This is a genomic window from Pseudomonas sp. ok272 (assembly GCF_900109995.1).
GTDB lineage: Bacteria > Pseudomonadota > Gammaproteobacteria > Pseudomonadales > Pseudomonadaceae > Aquipseudomonas.
Window position 1 is genome coordinate 132,450 of record NZ_FOCB01000013.1, and the last position, 19,858, is coordinate 152,307.

17 protein-coding genes are annotated in these 19,858 nt (G+C 63.9%); 7 read left to right on the plus strand and 10 right to left on the minus strand.

What is annotated here, in order from left to right:
- Positions 1–304 precede the first annotated feature (304 nt).
- Positions 305–514, plus strand: coding sequence for a hypothetical protein (locus tag BMW74_RS18815; protein WP_093424966.1), 210 nt, complete (start codon positions 305–307; stop codon positions 512–514).
- A gap of 74 nt (positions 515–588) precedes the next feature.
- On the opposite strand, the gene BMW74_RS18820 is transcribed toward BMW74_RS18815, so the two are convergent.
- The 3 genes from BMW74_RS18820 to BMW74_RS18830 form a co-directional block, all read right to left on the minus strand.
- Positions 589–1,290: a hypothetical protein gene (locus BMW74_RS18820; RefSeq protein ID WP_093424968.1), complete on the minus strand. Its 702-nt coding sequence runs from the start codon at positions 1,288–1,290 to the stop codon at positions 589–591.
- 229 nt (positions 1,291–1,519) lie between these two features.
- The gene (locus BMW74_RS18825; RefSeq protein WP_175479258.1) at positions 1,520–2,584 is read right to left on the minus strand and encodes an NAD(P)H-dependent flavin oxidoreductase; all 1,065 of its coding nucleotides are present in this window, start codon (positions 2,582–2,584) and stop codon (positions 1,520–1,522) included.
- Between the two features lie 38 nt (positions 2,585–2,622).
- Positions 2,623–4,572: an FAD/NAD(P)-binding protein gene (locus BMW74_RS18830; protein WP_093424971.1), complete on the minus strand. Its 1,950-nt coding sequence runs from the start codon at positions 4,570–4,572 to the stop codon at positions 2,623–2,625.
- A 207-nt stretch (positions 4,573–4,779) separates the two neighbouring features.
- Here BMW74_RS18830 and BMW74_RS18835 point away from each other — a divergent pair, with 207 nt between their 5' ends.
- Entirely contained in the window at positions 4,780–5,691 is a 912-nt protein-coding gene (locus BMW74_RS18835) for a LysR substrate-binding domain-containing protein (protein ID WP_093424973.1), read from the plus strand.
- 143 nt (positions 5,692–5,834) lie between these two features.
- The gene (locus BMW74_RS18840) at positions 5,835–7,184 is read left to right on the plus strand and encodes a hypothetical protein (RefSeq protein ID WP_093424976.1); all 1,350 of its coding nucleotides are present in this window, start codon (positions 5,835–5,837) and stop codon (positions 7,182–7,184) included.
- Between the two features lie 627 nt (positions 7,185–7,811).
- Here the strand turns inward: BMW74_RS18840 and BMW74_RS18850 are convergent.
- The 5 genes from BMW74_RS18850 to BMW74_RS18870 all read right to left on the minus strand — a co-directional run bounded on the left by BMW74_RS18850 (position 7,812) and on the right by BMW74_RS18870 (position 12,997).
- A complete protein-coding gene (locus BMW74_RS18850; RefSeq protein ID WP_093424978.1) occupies positions 7,812–8,639 on the minus strand; it encodes an ABC transporter permease in 828 nt (275 codons plus the stop codon).
- A 7-nt stretch (positions 8,640–8,646) separates the two neighbouring features.
- Positions 8,647–9,519 carry an ABC transporter permease gene (locus BMW74_RS18855; protein ID WP_175479259.1) on the minus strand — a complete coding sequence of 291 codons (873 nt, stop codon included), beginning with the start codon at positions 9,517–9,519 and terminating at the stop codon, positions 8,647–8,649.
- 10 nt (positions 9,520–9,529) lie between these two features.
- Positions 9,530–10,642: an ABC transporter substrate-binding protein gene (locus BMW74_RS18860; RefSeq protein ID WP_093424980.1), complete on the minus strand. Its 1,113-nt coding sequence runs from the start codon at positions 10,640–10,642 to the stop codon at positions 9,530–9,532.
- 91 nt (positions 10,643–10,733) lie between these two features.
- Complete coding sequence (locus BMW74_RS18865; RefSeq protein WP_093424983.1) at positions 10,734–11,825, minus strand: ABC transporter ATP-binding protein; 1,092 nt, start codon at positions 11,823–11,825, stop codon at positions 10,734–10,736.
- Positions 11,826–12,091: 266 nt separating this feature from the next.
- Entirely contained in the window at positions 12,092–12,997 is a 906-nt protein-coding gene (locus tag BMW74_RS18870) for a LysR substrate-binding domain-containing protein (RefSeq protein ID WP_093424985.1), read from the minus strand.
- 313 nt (positions 12,998–13,310) lie between these two features.
- Here BMW74_RS18870 and BMW74_RS18875 point away from each other — a divergent pair, with 313 nt between their 5' ends.
- Genes BMW74_RS18875 through BMW74_RS18885 form a run of 3 tightly spaced genes read left to right on the plus strand, consistent with a single transcriptional unit; the run spans position 13,311 to position 16,758 of the window.
- Positions 13,311–15,056, plus strand: coding sequence for an amidohydrolase (locus tag BMW74_RS18875; RefSeq protein WP_093424988.1), 1,746 nt, complete (start codon positions 13,311–13,313; stop codon positions 15,054–15,056).
- Positions 15,056–16,006, plus strand: a complete 951-nt coding sequence (locus BMW74_RS18880) for a CobW family GTP-binding protein (protein ID WP_093424991.1) — start codon at positions 15,056–15,058, stop codon at positions 16,004–16,006. Before BMW74_RS18875 ends, BMW74_RS18880 begins: the two co-directional genes overlap by 1 nt.
- The gene (locus tag BMW74_RS18885; protein WP_093424994.1) at positions 16,003–16,758 is read left to right on the plus strand and encodes a class II aldolase/adducin family protein; all 756 of its coding nucleotides are present in this window, start codon (positions 16,003–16,005) and stop codon (positions 16,756–16,758) included. Before BMW74_RS18880 ends, BMW74_RS18885 begins: the two co-directional genes overlap by 4 nt.
- 178 nt (positions 16,759–16,936) lie before the next feature.
- On the opposite strand, the gene BMW74_RS18890 is transcribed toward BMW74_RS18885, so the two are convergent.
- Complete coding sequence (locus BMW74_RS18890; protein WP_093424996.1) at positions 16,937–18,457, minus strand: HAMP domain-containing sensor histidine kinase; 1,521 nt, start codon at positions 18,455–18,457, stop codon at positions 16,937–16,939.
- Positions 18,454–19,170 carry a response regulator transcription factor gene (locus tag BMW74_RS18895; protein ID WP_093424999.1) on the minus strand — a complete coding sequence of 239 codons (717 nt, stop codon included), beginning with the start codon at positions 19,168–19,170 and terminating at the stop codon, positions 18,454–18,456. Before BMW74_RS18895 ends, BMW74_RS18890 begins: the two co-directional genes overlap by 4 nt.
- 141 nt (positions 19,171–19,311) lie before the next feature.
- Here BMW74_RS18895 and msrB point away from each other — a divergent pair, with 141 nt between their 5' ends.
- On the plus strand, positions 19,312–19,833 hold the full coding sequence (msrB, locus tag BMW74_RS18900; RefSeq protein WP_093425001.1) for a peptide-methionine (R)-S-oxide reductase MsrB: 522 nt from the start codon (positions 19,312–19,314) through the stop codon (positions 19,831–19,833).
- The last annotated feature ends 25 nt before the right edge of the window (positions 19,834–19,858 follow it).

A 19,858-nucleotide genomic window follows, 5' to 3' on the forward strand; every position in this document is an offset into this window, starting at 1 on the left:
GCGCCAGTCCCCAGAGGGACACCTTCGCTCAGCCTGCCGATGGGGCGGGTGGATCAAGAGCCAGATCAAAAGCCAGAGCCAGATCAAGAGCTGCAGGCGAGCTACCGCTCGGCCTGTTGAGTGGTGGGGCACCTTGTAGGGGGCAACTGATTCCGGACATGGCGTTAAGTCTTGAAACGGTTGGTTGAGGTGGGTTGAGCGAGCGATACATATGTACCGCATTCAGGGGCATGCACTGGCAGATAGTCCGTGTACGTCTTGAGGAACAAGGCGCTCGGAATTTTTACTGATGCAAGGAGGCTCCATGTCTAACTCTACAGAAATCGCCAACCAGGTGGCTGCGGTCATCGGCCAACCTTATTCGGACGCGCTGGCGGCACTGCTGGCAGAAAATACCGGTCGCCCTGTGCGTCCGGCGGGTAAAGGCTATTACGGCACCACCGATCTGCGACCTGAGCGCATCAACCTGAACGTCAATGACGAGGGTTTGATTACCTCGTATAGCTTCGGTTGAGTGTGGTTTCGAGCTGAACGAAAAAGCCCCGCCTTCGTGAGAAGTGCGGGGCTTTTTCTTGGGCGCTGTTGTGGTTACTGCGCGGCGATGCTGTACCCATCGAACGCGGTCTGCTGTTGCAGGGCGGTGACGATGGCCTTGCGGGTGGCGGGGTGTTCAGTGCCGTGGTTGTCGACAAAGACTTCGCTTTCAAGTTCGGCTTCGTCGCCTTCTCCCACGAAGCTAAAGCCCAGGAACTCGAACGCCTCGCGGTCGGCGCTGGCCTTGACCCGTGGGTTGCGCAGCACCAGGTTCACCGAGGCGCCGTCCTTGCTGATGCTGAACACTTCAAGGTCTTTCTTCTTGGCCGCCTTGCTCTTGCCGCCGCTTGGGTTGCTGATGGCCTGATGGGTCTGGTTCAGCACCTTGAGAGCCAGGCCGTAGACCAGTTCCTGGAACGCCGGGTCGTCCTTGAAGCTGGACAGGATGCGGCTGATCGGGAACTTGCTGCTCAGGTCTTCGAGGGCCGCGATGTCGGCGGCTTCGGCGTCCTTGAGTTGCTTGAGCTGGCCCATCAAGTCGTAGGCCAGGTCGTCGTCGAAGCTGTCGTGGGCCTGGCGGATGGCGACGCGCAGTTCGCGGATCTGGTCGCTTTCTTTCGAGGTGTGGAAGGCGTCCAGCACCATCTCGCTGATGGTCTTGGCCTGCGGCACGTGTTGTGAAAGATTGATGGAGTGTTCGTATTCCGCTTTGGACGACAAGGTGACTACGGATTCAGCGGTGTTGGAATCTGACATTGAAATTTCACTACTTTCTTGAACGGGTTGAGACGAGAACCGCATCGGCGTTTTCGGGGCGCCTAATCTATTGGACGGCTGCGCCATTGTCACCCACCAATGGACGACCTGCCGGGTGCACCGAGCGATAAGACCTCGTATTCAGCGATTGATTGCATAAAAAAACCCTGCCTTCGAATCGAAGGCAGGGCAAAGGAGTGCCGGCGATCGCGTCGGCACTTTCGCGCATTCAGTTCATTTCGTTGACCAGGGTTTGCACCAACTCGCGGGCACTCATGGCCCGGGCCAGCGGGGCGCCCTGGCCAGCCCACTGCACGGCGAAGTCGTGGTTGCCTTTGGCGCTGGCCGCCGCCTGCAAGGCCTTGGTGGCATCGTAGGTCAGCGGATACGCCGGGTTGAGCGGGGCGCCCGCGTCCAGGTCGGTGATCAGGCGGTTGACCAGGCCCCGCGCCGGGCGTCCGGAAATCGCGCTGCTGATGCGGGTATGGCCCGCATCCGGGCCTTGCAGGTTGGCGCGGTACTGCGCGTTGGCGGACGATTCCGGGCACAGGATAAACGCGGTACCCAGTTGTGCACCCTGGGCGCCGAGGGTGAGCATGGCGCGGATGGACTGACCGTCCATGATCCCGCCGGCGGCAATGATCGGGATCGACCGTTGCTGGCTCAGTGTCCTGACCAGGGCCAGGGTGCCGGTCATTTCGTCCTGCTGCGGCTCGAAGACCCCGCGATGGCCGCCGGCCTCGACGCCTTGGGCGACGATCGCGTCCAGGCCCGCCGCTTCGATCAGTCGGGCTTCGCGCGCGTCGGTCGCGGTGGCCAGCAGCACGATACCGGCCGCTTTCAGGGCGTCGATCCAGGCCGGTTTGGGCAGGCCAAAGTGAAAGCTGACCACGGCCGGGCGTTCCTGCAACAGCATGTCGAGCATGGCCGGGTCATCGAGGAAGCTGACGTAGATTTCCCTCAGTGTGTTTGGGACGGGCGCCTCGAACTCGGCGAACAGCGGCTGCATGTGCTGGAGCCAGGCGGCTTGCACGGCCGGGTCCGGCTCGGGCTTGCGATGGCAGAACAGGTTGACGTTGAACGGCTTGCCGGTCAGCGCGCGGGTCTGGGCAATCATCGCCCGGGCCTGCTCGGCATTGCAGGCACCCAGGCCGATGGAACCCAGGGCGCCGGCGTTCGACACCGCTGCCGCCAGGGCCGGGGTGGACACGCCGACCATGGGCGCCTGGATGATCGGGTGCTGGACGCCCAGTTGCTGGGCCAGGGTCAGGTGGTGGGTGGCGCGCAGATCCATATCAGTGATTCCCGTTTTGCGGTTCATGGGTTCGGCGGTCAACGTGCCGGCTCCCAGGCCAGGGTGGTTGCCCATTCGCCGGTCGGCCGTGGCGCGGCGGGTCTGGCGCTGGCGTTGATGGTCGGCTGTGGCGTATTGAGCAGGCGGAACAACTCGCCCACGCTGCGGCCGGCATCCACCAGTGCGGTGGAGTTCACGAACGGGCGCGGGACGATGTAGGTGTAGAACTTGGCACCTTCGCACACGGTGCCCAAGGCCCAGGCATTGTGCAGTGGCTGGCCGTGGAGCGGAACCACGCGCAGGCCCTGGTCGACATCAATGCCGCTGATTTCCACGCCCTGGTTGGTGAACGGACGCACCAGGCCTCGCTCCAGCAGGCGATACAGCAGCGGTGATTTGTCCTGGCTGGGCGCGGACTTGGGCACCCGGGCGCGGATCAACACGTCGGCGCGGAACTCGCGTTCGGGCAGGCGCGTGCTCTTGATGACGAACGAGTACGAACGGTTGTCCAGGTGTGCCCGGGCGCCGGGGCCCAGGCTGGCCATCAGGTAGCCCGCGCGCATCAGGGCGAGCATTTCTTCGGTGCGTTGCAGGGGCGGGCCCACGGCCAGGCGATTCATCACCGGGATGAACTCGTCCATGAAGCGCTGGTGCGACGCCGCCGAGAGGGCACCGAAATCGACGACGCGGCGCAGGTTGTCGCGGATGTCGCGCAGCACGTCGCAGGCGGCCTTGATCGGGCTTTCGCAATTGCCCGCCCGCGCCTCGGCCAGGTCGTGTTCCAGGTACTGGGTCAGCCACTGGTGGAAGTGGTCTTTGCTGGCCAGGGCATTGCGGCTGATCGGCTGGGCCAGCGCGTCCCAACTGAACGGCGGGATCTGCGGGCAGCATTGGCGCAGGACGTTTTCCGCTGCCGGCTCGTCGAGGGGCAGCAGCGAGCTGTCGAGCAGCTCGGCAAAGGAACTGCCATGCAGCCGCGTGGCGTGGGACAGGTAGTAGGCGTGGGCCATGTCGCGCAGGATCAGCGGCAAGATGTCGGCGTGGAAGTCCAGCTCACCGCGCTTGCGCGTCTGCTTCCACTGCTCGATTCGCTCAGCGGTGAGGAAGCGTGCCTGGTATTGCCCCGACACCCCTTTCTGGTTCACCGCCCTGGCGCAGAAGGGCAGGCCGCTACGGGAATACAGCGCCAGGGTCGGCTCGCGCCCCGACGGCAGATAGTTGAGCGCGCCGCTGATCTCGTCACGCTCGAAGCGTCCGCCGCGACCGGTGGTCAGGGCGGTGATGGCGTCGATGGCGGTCAGGCCCATGCCTTCGATGGCCACACAGGCGTCGGGGCCGATCTCGGCCAGTTGGCGATGGATCGGCAACGGGCCGGTGGTCACATAGCGCAGGTTGGTGTTGTTGAAGCTGTGGGTGGCGACAAACGCCTGGCGGTCGATGTCCAGGGTATCGGGATGATTGTCCGAGTGGCCGGTGGTCAGGAACAGGTAGTCGGCATCGATGTGCTCGCCCTGGGCGGTCCTGATGGCAAACGACTGGTCCGGGTACTGCTCGATATCGACGGCGGTGCTGGTGTGCAGGTGCACCTGGCAGTGTTGTTCCAGGCGCGCGATGAGGAACGTGTAGACCCAGTTCAAGTACTCGCCGAAGGCGCGGCGTGGCAGATAAGTGTTGGGACCCAGCGGCAAGGGGTGTTTCCAGTTGCCGATGGCCCACTCGTACAGGCTCGGCCCGTCCAGCAGGGGGCCGGCATCGACCACGGTGTCGTCCATGAACAGGGTGATCTGTGAGGCGACGGTGTTCAGTTGCAGGTAATCGGGCTGGGCGGCGTGGTGAATGCCTTCGCCCGGAACTCCTGGGTCGACGATGTGGACGGTCATGCGTTGTGTCGTCTTGCGGTCGCAAGCGTAGGCGGTGATGCGTTCGAGCACATTCAGGCCTCGCGGCCCCATGCCGATAATCGCAATCGCTGGCGTGGCGGGTTGCATCAGCCCAACTCCCTAAAAAAGTGAACGAGACGCGGACCCGGCAGGGGACTTGGCCTCGTGCTGATTCGGACGCCGTTCTGTGCAGCGCCTCCCTCGTGTGCGTGTGTATCCGGCGAGGATACGCAGGGCGAAAATAGCTTTGCCAACGATTATCCGAGATACTCGCGATCACTTTTCGAGATGTATCCAGCCAGGGACGCACGCGCCATGCAGCTCAAATCACTTCGTATCTTCTTGGCAGTCGCCGAAACCGGTAGCTTCGTGGCGGCGGCCGAACGCCTGCACACCGTGCAATCGAATGTCACCGCGCACATCAAAAAGCTGGAGCTGGAGTTGGGCGCCCAACTGATCGATCGTGGTGCTCGTGCACGCCTGACCTCGGCGGGTCATGCCTTGAGCCTGTACGCGGACAAGATCCTGCGGGGGCATGACGAGGCGCTGGCGTTTTTTCGTGGCAGCCAGTCCCTCAGTGGCCAACTGCGCATCGGCGCCATGGAAACCACCACCGCGTTTCGCCTGCCGGGGGTTCTGGCCAGCTTCCACGGCGAGCACCCACAGGTCGACATCAAGCTCACCACCGGTCCCACGGCGGACTTGGTGCGGGGCCTGGTGGAAGGGCAGTTCGATTGCGTGTTCGTCGCCGGCAAGGTCGATCAGAAACGATTCCACATGTACAAGGCGTTCACCGAGGAACTGGTGCTGATTTCGTCCAAGCCCCTGGAACGCATGCCGCCCAAGGAAACGCTGCTCACTGCCACGTTCCTGGCCTTCCGCCAGGGGTGCAGCTATCGCCACAGCATCGAGTTGCTGTTGGCCGCCTGCGGGGTGTCGGCGGTGCGCATCATCGATTTCGGTACCCTGGACGCGATGCTTGGTTGCGTGGCGGCGGGCATGGGCTATGCGGTGTTGCCCAAGTCCACCGTCGAGGCCCAGCGTTCGCGCTTCAACATCTACAGCCTCGACCTGCCGGAGCGCTACGCCATCGTCGACACCTACTTCGCTGCCGCCCAGCCCACCACCTGGACCCCGGCCATGACCTCCTTCTCCCGGACCTTGCGCGATGCGCTGGAGGCGGATGAGGTGGACGATGAAGGGCCGGCGTTGCTGGCGATTGCTTGAGGTCGGGGCAGGCTCGCTCACCACAGGTGTTTCTTCGATAGCGGCATGCCCTTGAGTGAACCGTATTGGTTCCCACAAGGGGCTGTGCTGGGTATCCGGTTGTGTGTATGTTTCCGGGCGGCCGCTTAACTCAGGAATCAGCCATGCCCAAGGACACCCTTTCTCTTTCTGTCACCGCGCCCAAGGGGTTGGCTCGCCCGGCCTGGGTGGCGTTGATCGCCACGTTGCTGGCGGCCTGGCTGATCGCCAAGGCGTTGCTGATGCCCCAGGGCGGCTGGTCGGACGCGATCACCTTCGGCCTGATCGTGGCCGGGCTGGTGCTGACCTGGCGCGTCTGGCTGGGCAAGACCTCCGCCCGCCTGGGGTTGGGGCTGGTGGCGATGGTCGCGGTGCTGGCGCTGCTGACGGCGCTGCCCTTCAACCCGGTGAAGGGCGCCGGTTCCTTTGAAGGGGTGATCCTGCTGTTGCTGGGCATTGGCCAATTGCGTGCCTACCTGGACCGGCAAAACATCAAGGCGCAGATCGAGCGGGCGCTCAGTCATCCCTGGGTACGCCGCAGTGCGTGGCCGATCTTTATGCTCTACAGCGCCCTGGCGTTTTTCTTGAGCCTGGCCACCGTGCCCATCGTCGGCTCGCTGACCCGCAGCACGCGCCTCAATCATCTGTACCACCTGCGCCTGGCCATGCGCGCGGTGTGCGCGACCATGTTCATTGCCCCGACCACGGCGGGCGCGGCGGCGGTGAGTGCGATGTTCCCGGGGCTCGGTTGGTCCCAGGCGCTGCTGGCCGGGTTGCCGCTGGCGCTGATGTGCCTGTTGCTGACGCGCAGCGAAAAGGAGCCGGCGCTGGCACCGATGCCATTGGAGCAGGACGGTGCGGGCCACGGGTTGCTGCTGCCGCTGGTGATTTTCATTGGGGTGATTGTGGGCGGCAAGTTGCTGTTGGGGTTGGCGACGGTGACGACGGTGGCGCTGGCGGTGTCGATCACCGGGGGTGTGTCGTTGCTGGTCAATTACGGCATCGGGCAACTGGCGACGGTAATTGGCGAGGGGTTTGAGCGTTCCAGTGCCGAGATTTTGTTGTTCATCGCTTGCGGCACGTTGCAGGTGGCGCTGGCGGCCCCGCAAACGGTGCAGGTGTTGGGTGGGTTGGACGGGGCGGGGGTGGCGCTGTTGAGTGCGGCGCCGTTGCAGTTGCTGGTGATTCTTGGGCTGTTGCCGCTGCTGACGGTGGTCGGGGTTCATCCGATGATTTTGTTTGCGGCGGCGTTCCCGGTGTTGCATCCGCTCACGCCGTTGCCGGTGGCGTTGGAGTATCAGGCGTGGATGGCGATGTTTGTGATTTCGCAGTTGATTTCGCCGGTGTCGATCAGTGCGGTGACGGCGGCGGCGTCGGTGCATGAGTCGCCCTGGCGGGTGAGTATTCAAAGCCATGGGGGGTTTGCGTTGGCGTTTGCGGTGGGTGGGGTTGGGTATCTGTGGGCGATGGCCTGATTTTTCCTGGTGTGTGGCTCCTGTGGGGCTCCTGTGGGAGCGAGCCTGAACTGGTCAAGTAATTCCGGACACCGGTAACGGCTGCTTATGGTTTCGCCCTTACGGCGAGTCCCTTTTGGCAAACGCCCCAAAAGGAACCAAAAGGTCTCGCCCCGGCGTTCGGCCCCTCGCTAAGGCTCGGGGTACCTTCGCTACGGTATCCCTCTGGGGGCATCGCCTCCGGTTTGCTTCGCTGCACCTCCATGCGATGAGTTCGACTGCGTCGAACGGCGCGGCGCGCCAGTCCCCAGAGGCACACCTGCGCTCAGCCTGCCGAAGGGGCGGGTGGATCAAGATCAAAAGCCAGATCAAGAGCTGCAGGCGAGCTACCGCTCGGCCTGTTGAGTGGTGAAGGGCAGAACGGCGGGAGTCTGGTGGGAGCGAGCTTGTCGCACCGTCGCGAAGGCGACCTGGTTCTTGTGGATGTAATCCAATCCAAACTGTGGGAGCGGGCTTGCTCGCGAAGGCGGCCTGACAGCCGACCTGTTTTTTCAGGTGTACCCAGCCCCACTGTCGCGAAAGCGGCGTGGCCATCACCCACAAAAAAAGGCGACGTCCTCTCGGGCGTCGCCTTTTGGTTTCTGGGGGTTAAGGGTGCATCAATCGTTGCGCCCGTTTGTCCAGCAGGTGTTGCACCACCAATCGGCCGATCAGGACCAGCAGTGTCAGTGAGATCAGCAGCACCGAGATGGCGGCGACGCTTGGGTCGACGTTGTCGCGCAGGCCGCTCCAGATGCGTTTGGGCAGGGTGTCGACGTTGACGCTGGTGATGAACAGGGTCACGGCGACTTCTTCCCATGACAGGGCAAAGCCCAGCAAGGCGGTGGAGGCCAGGCCCAGTTTGAGGTTGGGCAGGATCACCATGAAGGTGGTTTGCATCAGGCTGGCGCCGAGGTTGCGTGAGGCCAGTTCGATGCGCCGGTCGATTTGGCTGAGGGCGACCAGCATGGTCACCACGCCGTAGGGCACGACCATGATCACGTGGGCGATGATCACGCCGGTCAAGGTGTCGTAGCCCATGCCGGGGGCGAGGCGTCCGAGCTTGGTTTCCATGAAGTACAGCACCAGCGCCGAGATCACCGGCGGGATGGCCATGGGCAGCAGCACCAGGCCGATCAGGGCGGTGGCCAGTTTTGAGCGCATGTACCAGATGCCCAGGCTGAAGCTGGCCGCCAGCAGGGTGGCGATGATGCTGGTGGCGAAGGCGATGACCAGGCTCTGGCTGATGGCATGGAACCAGTCCGGGTTGCTCACCAGGGCCTCGTAGTGACGCAGCGACCAGTTGCCCTCGGGCATCGACAGGAAGCGTTTGCTGGTGAACGACACCGGGATGACGGTCAGCAGCGGGAACAGCATAAAGGCCATGGCGACCACGGCCAGCAGGCGCGTGCTCAGGCTTGTGCGATGGGTATTCATAGTTATCTCAGCCTACCAGTCGGTTCACGCGGGTCATTTTCAGCAGCACCCAGATCAACAGGCTGACCAGGGCCAGCAAGACCACGCTCAGTGCCGCGCCCAGGCCCCAGTTGCTGGTCTGGAACATTTGCAGGAACACGTACTCGGCGATCATCACCGTTTGCCCGCCACCCAATAGCACCGGGGTGATGAAGAAGCCCAGGCAGAACACGAACACCATGATGAACGCGCCCAGCATGCCCGGCAGGGTCTGTGGCAGCAGCACTTGCCAGAAGGTGCGCAAGGCGCCGGCGCCCAGGCCGCGGGAGGCCATGAGGATGCGCGAATCCAGCTGGCGCATGCTCGACAGCAGCGGGAACACCGCGTACGGGATCATCACGTGGAGCATGCCGATGACCACGCCGATCTCATTGCGGCTCAGTTGCAGCGGCTGATCGATCAGGCCCATGCCCATCAGTCCGTTGTTGAGCACGCCGTTGCTGCGCAGGGCGATCAACCAGCCGAAGGCCCGCACCAGCACGGAGATCCAGAACGGGATGAAGATGCAGATCTCCACCACCCGCTGCCAGAACGGCGGGCTGAACACCCAGCAGTAGGCCAGCAGGTAGCCGATCAACAAGGCCAGGACGCTGACGGTCATGCACAGGCGCAGGGTGCGCCAGAGCATGTCGTGGATCGCCGGGTCGGTGGCGATGCGTTGGTACTGCTCGATGCCCGGCGTGGGCAGGGTGAAGCTCCAACCCACCACGCCGATAAACGGCAGCACGTAGAAGATCAGCAGCAACACCGGCAGCGGGAGCAGCAACATACTGCGCTGCAGGCCCGGCGAACTGAGCCGGGACGCGGGCTTGGGTTTGGACAGGGTCAAGGTCATCGTCATGATCCAGGGCTCACTTGGACAGGTGCGTCAGGTACTCTTCCAAAGCCTTGGAGTAGTGGTCGGCGTACCACTGGGCATTGAGGGCGATCTGCTTCTTGAGGTTGGCTTCGGAGGCGCAGTTGGCTTGCAGTTGCGCGGGGCTCATCAGTTTTTCGGTGGCGCTGTTGGATGGACCGTTGCCCAGCAGTTCGAACAGCTTGAGCTGGCCGGCCGGTTGCAGCGCCTCCTGGATGAACTGCATGGCCGGCTGGGTGCCGGCCGGGTTACCGGTCAACACCGCCCAACTGCTGGAGTTGATGAAGCCGTTGTCGAAGCTCCAGCGCACGCGGTTGTCGGTGTCTTCGCTGAGCAGTTTGGCGCGGGTGTGCCAGATGGCGCCCACCGACACTTCGCCGTCGACCATCAGTTGCTGGCTCTCGGCGCCCGAGCTCCAGAACGACAGCACGTGGGGTTTGATCTCGTCGATCTTTTTCATCGCCCGTGGCACGTCCAGCGGGTAGAGCTGGTCCGGTGCTACGCCGTCGGCCAGCAACGCCGCTTCGAGCATGCCGTTCATCCACTTGTACAACGTGCGCTTGCCCGGGAATTTCTTCACGTCCCAGAAATCGGCCCAGGTCTTGGGACCGTTTTCGCCGAACTTCTCGCTGTCCCAGGCCATCACGTAGCTGAACTGATAGCTGGCAATGCCGTGGTCGGAGGACAGCGCCGGCGCGACTTGATCACGCTTGATGACGTTGTAGTCCAAGGGTTGCAGGATGTTTTCCTTGCCCAGCACGATGGCGCTGTAGCTCTCCAGGTCGACCACGTCCCAGCTCGGCTTGCCGCTGGCCAACTGCGAGCGGATGGCGCCTTCGGTGGGGCCGGCGCCGTCGATGCGCACCTGGATGCCGGTGTTCTTGGTGAAGGTGTCGGTCCAGGCCGACTTGAACGCGTTCAGCGCATCGCCACCCCAGTTGACCACCACCATCGGCTTGTCGGCCGACCAACTGATGCCACTGCGCAGCGCCAGCGGCACCGCCGCCAGCAGGCCCATGGCCTGGATGAACGTACGGCGGTTGATCTGGCCGTCGCGGGCCTTTTCGATAAGTACTTCGATGCAGTCGCGTTGATGATCCTGGCTCATGGGCAAGTCCTCAGTCGGCGGATGCCTGCGTGGGCACCGGCCTTTTTGTTTTCATTAGAAGAGAGCTTTAGTACGCAAGTGTTTTGCTGTGTCAGGCCTGTAGCAGGAAGCTCTGTTGCACCGGCCAGCTCAGCCACACCGAGGCACCGCCGGGCATCAGGGCGCCAGGGTGGTTGCCGGGTACGGACAGGTTGACGGGCAGGTTATCGCCACCGACCTTGAGTGACAGGTGGGTGCTGGAGCCCTGGTAGACCTTCTCGGTGAGTTGTGCGGGCATCACGTTGTAGCCATCCCGGGCCGGGCGCTCGCTGTGCAGCTCCATGTGTTCGGGGCGTACCGCCAGTACGCTCGGCAGCTTGCTCAGTGGCGCAGGGGCCACGGCGTGCAACACGTTGTCGCCACAGCGGCCACTGGCAGTCGGGCCGTTGCGGGTCAGGTCGGCCATGGGGAACAGGTTCATCTTGCCCAGGAACTCGGCGACGAAGCGGCTCTCGGGGCGGTTGTAGATGTTTTCCGGGGTGTCGACCTGGGTCAGCTTGCCGTGGTTGAAGATGGCGATGCGCGAGGACAGGGCCAGGGCTTCGTTCTGGTCGTGGGTGACGAACACGAAGCTGGTGCCGACCTGGCGGTGAATGCGTTGCAGCTCGGCCTGCAGTTGCTCGCGCAGGTTTTTGTCCAGCGCCGAGAGCGGTTCGTCGAGCAGCAGCATGTCGGGCTCGAACACCAGCGCCCGGGCAATCGCCACGCGCTGTTGCTGGCCACCGGAGAGTTCGGCGGGCTTCTTGTGCATGTGCGCCCCCAGGCCGACCACTTCCAGGATGTGCTTGACCTTGCGCTGGCGCTCCTCGGCGCCAACCTTGCGGATGCGCAGCGGGTAGGCCACGTTGTCGGCGACACTCATGTGCGGGAACAGCGCGTAGCCCTGGAACACCATGCCGAAGTTCCGCTTCTCGGCCGAGCGCTTGATGATGTCTTCGCCGTGTTCGATCAGCTTGCCGGCGGTGGGGTTGAGGAAGCCGGCGAGGATCATCAGCAAGGTGGTCTTGCCGGAGCCGGAAGGACCCAGCAGGGTCAGGAACTCGCCTTGGCGAACGTCCAGGTCGATGTTATCCAGCGCGGCAAACTTACCGTAGTACTGGCTGATACCTTGCGCGCTGAGCTGAACCGCGGGACTGCTGGACACGATGGCGTTCCTCTTTTTTTATTGCCCAAGACGTATGAGGACGGATGCAAATCCGACAGGGGCTTTGGTCTTATTATTGTTAAAAATATCGCTACATCAATGGAATTATTTTGCAGGTATTGGTTAGTTTTATTGAACAAATAAACCCTGAAAGAACCTGTGGGAGCGAGCCTGCTCGCGAAGGCGCTGTATCAGGCGGCAGAGGTGTCGGCTGATAGTCAGTCATCGCGAGCAGGCCCGCTCCCACAGGGGATTGGCGACTGCCCTTAAAGCGTGTCCTGCCAGGTCTGGTGCGATGACTGTAGTTGGGTCTTGACCCAATTGCTGAAGGCCTGGACCACCCGGCGTTCGGCTTTTTGCGGGTCGGTGGCCAAGTAGTAGCCACGGTGCAGGTCGATGGTGATGTCGAATGGGCGCACCAGCAGGCCCTTGGACAAGGCATCGCCGCTGATCAGGTTGTCGCCGATGGCAATGCCTTGCCCGGCAATGCACGCCGACTGCGCACAGTGGGCGTCGGAGAACAGGATGCCGCTCATCGCGTTGACCCCCGAGGCGCCGGCGGCGGTCAGCCAGACGCGCCAGTCGGAGTAGTCGGTCATGTGCAGCAGCGGGTAGCCGCTCAGTTCCTGAGGGCTCTTCAAGCCGCTCAAGGCGTTGATCAGGCGCGGGCTGCACACCGGGAAAAACCTCAGCGCGACGATCTCCTCGACGTTCATCTCCGGCCAGTCGCCAATGCCGTAGGCGATGAACAGGTCGACGTTGGGGTTGTGGGTGTCGTCCGGTGACTTGGGCGAGATCAGCTGCAATTGCACCTGCGGGTACTGGCGCAAAAAGGCGCCGATGTGGTGGCACAGCCAGTACGTGGCAAAGCCCGGGGCGCAACTGACACACAGGCGCCCCGAGACTTCCTGGTCGTCGATCATCTGCCCGGCGTCGAGCAGGTTCAGCAGGATGCCGTGCACCTCGCGGGCATAACGCTCGCCCTGGTAGGTCAGGCCAATGCCGCGACCAATGCGCTCGGTCAGGGCAAACCCCACGCACTCTTCCAGCTTGCTGATCTGGTGGCTGATGGCGCTGCGGGTCAGGTTCAGTTCGCGGGCGGCCACCGACACGCTGCCCAGCCGGGCCACCGCATCCAGAGCGCGCAGGGCGGTCATCGAAGGAAAACGCATGCAAGAGTCCTGTCTTTGAGTAGAAGAACGGTTAACACAGACTCCCTTTGTGGGAGCGGGCTTGCTCGCGAAGGCTGTCTGTCAGTTGATCAAGATGCTGACTGACCCACCGCGTTCGCGAGCAAGCCCGCTCCCACAGGGAGGTATCACGGTGCCGACGTATGGTGACGTAAATCGAACGATCAAGCCAAAAAAAATCGATTGTTGTATTGCTTGGTTCAACAATACTAGCGCCATTCGTCAGGGTCCCTACTCAACAACAACGACCTGTGGACCTTTCTCATCGCTCTGAACTTTTGATAGGTGGCTTGCCATGGCTGAGTCCGACAACTTTCTTTCTACCCACTCTGCGCAAGGGGTGTACGCCGACCTGATCCTGGGCAATGGGCGCATCTACACCCAAAACCCTGCCCAGCCATGGGCCGAAGCCGTGGCGATTCGCGACGGCAAATTGATCGGTGTCGCCAGCCTGGCCGAGCTCGAAACCTTCAAGGGCCCGAGCACCCGGGTGCATGACCTGGACGGCGCGTTCTGCATGCCCGGCCTGCACGACATGCACACCCACCCCGACCTCGCCCTGGCACCGCGCTACAGCGACGACCTGGACGTCGGCATCGAAGACCCGACCCCCGAGCAACTGCGCCAGAGCATCCTCGCCTATGCCGACAGCCATCCGGGCGATGGTTGGATCTACGGTCAATACTGGGTGCGCTACACCTTCCGCGAAGCCGGCCTGGTGCCAGGCCGGGCGTGGCTCGACAGCGTGATGCCGGACCGTCCGGTGGCGCTGCTGGACCGGATGTGGGGCACCATGATGGTCAACTCCAAGGCCCTGGAACTGGCCGGCATCGACCGCACCACCGCGGACCCGCGCAACGGCTATTTCGAGCGTGACGAACTGACCGGCGAACCCACCGGCCTGATGATTGACGGCGCCTACGCGATGATCCACGCCGCCATGCCGCCGACCCCGGTCAGCGTGCTGCGCCGTGCCTACCGCGATGGTGTGCACTTCCAGAGTTCGCGTGGCGTGACCGCGAGCAAGTACGTGCACGTCTGCGAACAACGCTTGCAGGCCCTCAAGGAACTGGACGACAGCGGCGAGCTGACGGTGCGCATCGAAGCCGCCATCAGTTGGCAGGACGACATCTTCCCGGTGCGCCGTCGCTGGGAGCTGCTGGCCGGCGAGCGTCACTACTACCGCAGCGCGCGCCTGAGTGCCAACGCGGTCAAGTTCCACTTCGACGGCACCGTGGAGCCCAAGTCTTCGTACCTGCTGACGCCGTGGCCGCAAGAGTCGAGCTGGCGCGGCAAGCTCAACCTGACGCCGGAACACATCACCGACATGGTGGTGGACATGGACCGCAAGGGCATCCGCGTGATCGCCCACTGCACCGGCGACGGCGCGTCCGACGTGTTCCTCGATGCCGTGGCCGAGGCCCGCCGGCGCAATGGTTTCAGCGGCGTGCGCCACCAGTGCGCCCACAGCACCTTGCTGCACCCCGGCAACCTGCCGCGCTTCAAGGAACTGAATGTGATCGCCGAGTTCTCCCCGGCCGCCTGGTACCCGACGCCGTTCGCCAGCGGCGCCCGCTCGGGCTACGGCCAGGAACGCCTCAAGCGCATCTATGACTTCAAGGGCGTGCTCGAAGCCGGCGGCACCGCGGTGATGGGCACTGACTGGCCGGTGGCGTCCATCGACCCGTGGCTGGCGCTGGAGACTATGGTCACCCGGCAGAACCCGTGGAACGACGATCCATCCTGCTTTGGCGATCCGATCAGCCTGGAGCAGGCACTGGATGTGGTCACGATCAACGGCGCCGTGGCCATGGGCCTGGAGCACAGCACCGGCAGTCTGGAAGTGGGCAAGTGCGCCGACCTGATCGTGATCGACCGCGACCTGTTCGCGGCGCCTGCGCGCAACTACATCCACCAGACCCAGGTGCTGCTGACCTTCGTCGAAGGGCAACTGGTCTACGACCGCCACGGCACCCTGGCCGAAGCCGGCCTCAAGGCCGTGTGGCAGGGCGAACCGCCGGTGCTGGAGGGCAAGGCGTAATGGACGCACAACGGATCGCGGTGACGGTGGTCTCGGGGTTTCTCGGGGCCGGCAAGACCACCTTGCTCAACCGCATGGTGCGGCGTGCCGAGGGCAGCCGGCTGGCGGTGATCGTCAATGATTTCGGCGAGCTGAACATCGATGCGGCGATTGTCGCGGAAGTCACCGACGCGGTGGTCAGCCTGCAGAACGGCTGCATCTGCTGCACGGTGCAGGAAGACCTGCTGGCGCAGTTGGCGAGCATGGCGCAATTGCAGCCACGGCTGGAGCGCATCGTCATCGAGTGCAGCGGTGTCTCCGACCCGCAGCGCATCGTGCAGACCCTGGCCTACCCGCAACTGCGCAACCAGATGCACTTGGACATGGTGATCACCGTGGTCGACGCCACCGGCCACCTGCAACTGGAAGGCGAGTACGCACGCCTGGCCCGGGCGCAAGTGGCGGCGGCCGACCTGTTGCTGTTGAACAAGACCGACCTGGTGGACGAGCCGCAGTTGCAGGCCTTGCGCGATGCCCTGGGGCAGCGCACGCGGATTCACGAAAGCGTGCAGGGCTACTTGCCCGATGCCCTGTGGCTCGATGGCGACCTGGACCTCGAACCGCGCGCGGTCAAGCCGCTGACCCGGGTGTCGAACGACGATCACAGCGAGATGTTCAGCAGCTACCTGTGGCAAGGCACCACGCCCCTCAACGTCGAGCGCCTGCGTGGCTGGCTGCAGGCGCTGCCGCGCGAGGTGTTCCGGGTCAAGGGTCTGGTGGTGTTGGACCAGGGCGCCCAGGCGCACTGGTTGCAACACGTGGGCACCCGCAGCCAGTTTTCGGCGGCCACCGACGAAGCCCAGGCCACCGGCACCCGGCTGGTGTTTATCGCCGCGCGTGGCTTTAATGGTTGGGAAGCGCTGGCCCGGGGGCTGGTGCACTGTCAGGTGGTGGAGGACAAGCGGGCATGAATCAGACAGAACAACGGCTGCGTGAAGAGTTGGCAGCCTGTTACCGATTGATCGCGCACTTTCGCATGAGCGATCTGATCTTTACCCACATCTCGGTGCGCCTGCCGGGACCGGAGCATCATTTCCTGATCAACCCCTATGGGCTGATGTTCGATGAAATCACCGCGTCGAGCCTGGTGAAGATCGGCCTCGACGGACGCGCCGTGGAGGACAGCCCGTACCCGGTGAACCCGGCGGGGTTCGTGATCCACAGCGCCATCCACGGCGCCCGTGAAGATGCGCACTGCGTGCTGCACACCCACACCAAGGCCGGGTGTGCGGTGGCGGCATTGAAGTGCGGCTTGCTGCCGGTCAACCAGATGTCCATGGAGTTTTACGGGCGCATCGCCTACCACGACTACGAAGGCATTGCCCTGGACCTGGCCGAGCAGAAGCGGCTGGTGGCGGACATGGGCGACAAGTCGGTGCTGATGTTGCGCAACCACGGTCTGCTGACCGTTGGCGAGACTGTGTCCCAGGCGTTCCTGCGTATGTACTACCTGGAAAAGGCCTGCGAGATCCAACTGGCGGCCCAGGCTGCAGGGGATCTGGTGCTGCCACCGGCAGCCGTGTGTGAACACACCGAACGCCAGTTCAACCAACCCAACCGGCCACTGGCCGAAGGCGAGTTGAGTGACCCGGACGCCCTCCAGCTGGCGTGGGCGGCGCTGTTGCGGATGCTCGATCGTGTGGCGCCGGGGTACAGGGACTGACTTGAGATCCACCCCTCACCCTAACCCTCTCCCCAGGGGGAGAGGGGACTGCTTGGGGGATAGTGGAGAGGTACTGCGATCTGCAAGTACCTCGGCGAATCCATAGCCGACCTGCTCTTTCAGGTCGCCGTTGGACGCAGCACAACGCGGTCAGTCCCCTCGCCCCCTGGGGAGAGGGCTAGGGTGAGGGGCTTGGCGTATTCAGATTCATCGAGCGCACCGCCAGCGCGCTCGCGGTCTCTTCATCCACCGCCAGGGAGAAGCTGAACGTCGCTCCTTGCCCCGGCACATCCAGCAGGCGGACTTCGCGGCCGTGCAGTTGCAGGATCCGCTGCACGATCCGCAAGCCCAAACCCCCATCCCGCCGCGCCCCGCCGATATTGAACGGCCGCAGGAACAGCCCGTCGCGCAGTGGCGGGGCAATCCCCGGCCCGCTGTCGCTGACGATGATCTCGACGAATTTGCCCTGGGGCACCAGCTTGATGTCGATGGCCCCGTCGGCAGGGGTATGGCGCAGGGCGTTGTCGAACAGGTTGGTCAGCACCCGCTCGATCAACCCCAGGTCGGCGCACACCGAGGACACGCTGGGCGCGAAGTGGGCCTTGAGGTGCACCTGGCGTGATTCGGCGCTCAGTTCGAACTTCTGGAAGATGTCCTGCACCAGGTCGGTCAAGGAGAACCGCTCCAGCACCGGCTGCACAAAACCATGCTCCAGGCGCACCAACTCCAGCAACGACTGGGCGAGGCCGCCGACCTTGCGGCTCTGGTCCAGGGCAATCGCCAAGTAGCGCCGGCGCTCGGCCGGGGTCAGGGTCGCGTCCTTGAGCGACAGGGTTTCCAGGTAACCGTGCAACGAAGCCAGGGGCGTGCGCAGGTCGTGGGAGATGTTGGCCACCAGTTCGCGGCGTTCCTGGTCCAGGCGGGTCAGGGATTTCCACTGCTCACCCAGGCGGTCCTGCATCTGCCGGAACGTGCCATCGAGCACGGCGATTTCATCGTGGCTGGTGGCGGGCTCGGCGGTGCTGGGTGGCGTGGGGGCGGACGGCGCGTCGATGTCGAAGTGGGCCACGGTATCGGTCAACCGTCGCAGCGGCCGGGTGATCAGGGTGAACGCGGTGAGACCGGCAATCAGGCACAGCAAGGCGACCAGGCCAATCGCCCACAGCGCGGTGTTCAACGCCGCGCTGGTAGCGCCTTGTTCGGCGAGGCGGTCATGGGCTTCGCTGAGCAGCACCACATACAAGTAGCCGGCCGGCTGGCCGTTGACCGTCAGGGGGGCGGCGCTGAACACCTTGCGTGCGTCGGCGCTACGCGGGTCGTCCCCGAGGACCGGCAACGGCGCGCCGGCGAGCAGGCGATGCACCGGGGCCAGGTCAACCTGTTCCCGACGCAAGTGGCCTTGGGGGGCGTCGTCGCCAACGATCCGCCCCTGGTTGTCGAGCAGGTACACCTCGACGCTGGGGTTGACCCGCATCAGTTGGCCGAACAACTCGCGCAGGGCATCGGGCTTGAGGCCGTTGGCGTCCATGAACGCGCTGTCGCGGGCGATGTGCCCGGCCAAATCGCGGGACAAGCCTTGTACCACTTCCAGCTCGTGCAGGGTGTTGGCGCGCACCTGCATCCACACCGAGGTGCCGCTGCACACCAACAGCAGCAGGGCGAACACCAGGGCCAGGCGCTGGGTGAGGGTCAGTCTCATGGTTGTTCCTGCGCGGTGGCGAATTTGTAGCCGCGGCCCCAGACCGTGAGGATGCGTGCCGGTTGTGCCGGGTCGGTCTCGATCTTGGCCCGCAGGCGGTTGATGTGGGTGTTGACCGTGTGCTCGTAGCCTTCGTGGCTGTAGCCCCAGACGGCGTTGAGCAAGTCCATGCGCGAGAACACCTTGCCCGGCTGGCGGACGAAGAAGTACAGCAGGTCGAATTCGCGCGGGGTCAGGTCCAGGTGTTTGCCGTGCAGGGACACGTCGCGGGTGATCGGGTCGATGGACAGCCCGTCGCTGGCCAGGCTGCCGGCGTCCATCTTCAGGTTGCGCGCCATGGCGTCGACCCGGCGCAGCAGGGCCTTGACCCGCGCCACCAGCTCCAGCATGGAGAACGGCTTGGCCAGGTAGTCGTCGGCGCCCAGTTCCAGGCCGAGGATGCGGTGCATTTCGCTGGAGCGCGCGCTGGTGATGATGATCGGCGTGTAGCGCGCCATGGCCCGGGCCCGGCGGCAGATTTCCAGGCCATCGACGCCCGGCAGCATCAGGTCCAGGACCAGCGCATCCCAACTGCCTTGCTCCAGCAGGCGCAGGCCTTCATTGCCATCGGCGCTGTGCACCACCTCGAACTGCTCGTCGCGCAGGTGCAGGCAGATCAGGTCGGCAATGTGGCGGTCGTCCTCGACCACCAAGACTCGTTTGGGCTGATCCATTGGGCTTCGATCCTGTTGCGGGTAGCGGCCATTGTGCGGGTTTTCCCCGGGGCGAGTTATCACGAATTGTTTAACTGTCGGTGAGGATTTGGCGATCACTGCAAGCCTAGGCTGTGTTCCGGGCCAATGAGGGACACCAGCATGTTTTCACGTCGACAGATGCTTCTGGCAGGCGGTGGACTTGGCGTTGCGGCGCTGGTCGCCGGGGTGCTGCCCAAACTCGGGATACCGGGCGGCGTGATCGCCCTGGCCCATGCCGACGAGACGTTCGCGGTCAACCACAGCGAGGCGCAATGGCGCACCCTGCTCAGTGCCGAGCAATACGAGATCCTTCGCCAAGAGGGTACCGAACGTGCCTACAGCAGCGCGCTGAACCAAGAACACCGCAACGGCACCTTTGCCTGTGCCGGCTGTGAGCTGGCGCTGTTTTCATCCAACACCAAGTTCGACAGCCACACCGGTTGGCCGAGTTTCTGGGCGCCGCTGGATCACGCCGTGGCCACCCGCGAAGATCGCGCCTACGGCGTGCTGCGCGAAGAGGTGCATTGCCGCCGTTGCGGCGGGCATTTGGGCCATGTGTTCAACGACGGACCACAACCGACCGGCCTGCGCTATTGCATGAACGGGCTGGCGCTGGCGTTTGTGCCGGCAACCGGCAGCTAGACACCGAACCTGTGGGCGCGAGCCC

Bases quoted from the DNA above. Each gene is read 5' to 3' on its own strand.
- BMW74_RS18815 (WP_093424966.1), top strand. From the start codon at position 305: ATGTCTAACTCTACAGAAATCGCCAACCAGGTGGCTGCGGTCATCGGC.
- BMW74_RS18820 (WP_093424968.1), bottom strand. From the start codon at position 1,290: ATGTCAGATTCCAACACCGCTGAATCCGTAGTCACCTTGTCGTCCAAA.
- BMW74_RS18825 (WP_175479258.1), bottom strand. From the start codon at position 2,584: ATGGATCTGCGCGCCACCCACCACCTGACCCTGGCCCAGCAACTGGGC.
- BMW74_RS18830 (WP_093424971.1), bottom strand. From the start codon at position 4,572: ATGCAACCCGCCACGCCAGCGATTGCGATTATCGGCATGGGGCCGCGA.
- BMW74_RS18835 (WP_093424973.1), top strand. From the start codon at position 4,780: ATGCAGCTCAAATCACTTCGTATCTTCTTGGCAGTCGCCGAAACCGGT.
- BMW74_RS18840 (WP_093424976.1), top strand. From the start codon at position 5,835: ATGCCCAAGGACACCCTTTCTCTTTCTGTCACCGCGCCCAAGGGGTTG.
- BMW74_RS18850 (WP_093424978.1), bottom strand. From the start codon at position 8,639: ATGAATACCCATCGCACAAGCCTGAGCACGCGCCTGCTGGCCGTGGTC.
- BMW74_RS18855 (WP_175479259.1), bottom strand. From the start codon at position 9,519: ATGACGATGACCTTGACCCTGTCCAAACCCAAGCCCGCGTCCCGGCTC.
- BMW74_RS18860 (WP_093424980.1), bottom strand. From the start codon at position 10,642: ATGAGCCAGGATCATCAACGCGACTGCATCGAAGTACTTATCGAAAAG.
- BMW74_RS18870 (WP_093424985.1), bottom strand. From the start codon at position 12,997: ATGCGTTTTCCTTCGATGACCGCCCTGCGCGCTCTGGATGCGGTGGCC.
- BMW74_RS18875 (WP_093424988.1), top strand. From the start codon at position 13,311: ATGGCTGAGTCCGACAACTTTCTTTCTACCCACTCTGCGCAAGGGGTG.
- BMW74_RS18880 (WP_093424991.1), top strand. From the start codon at position 15,056: ATGGACGCACAACGGATCGCGGTGACGGTGGTCTCGGGGTTTCTCGGG.
- BMW74_RS18885 (WP_093424994.1), top strand. From the start codon at position 16,003: ATGAATCAGACAGAACAACGGCTGCGTGAAGAGTTGGCAGCCTGTTAC.
- BMW74_RS18890 (WP_093424996.1), bottom strand. From the start codon at position 18,457: ATGAGACTGACCCTCACCCAGCGCCTGGCCCTGGTGTTCGCCCTGCTG.
- BMW74_RS18895 (WP_093424999.1), bottom strand. From the start codon at position 19,170: ATGGATCAGCCCAAACGAGTCTTGGTGGTCGAGGACGACCGCCACATT.
- msrB (WP_093425001.1), top strand. From the start codon at position 19,312: ATGTTTTCACGTCGACAGATGCTTCTGGCAGGCGGTGGACTTGGCGTT.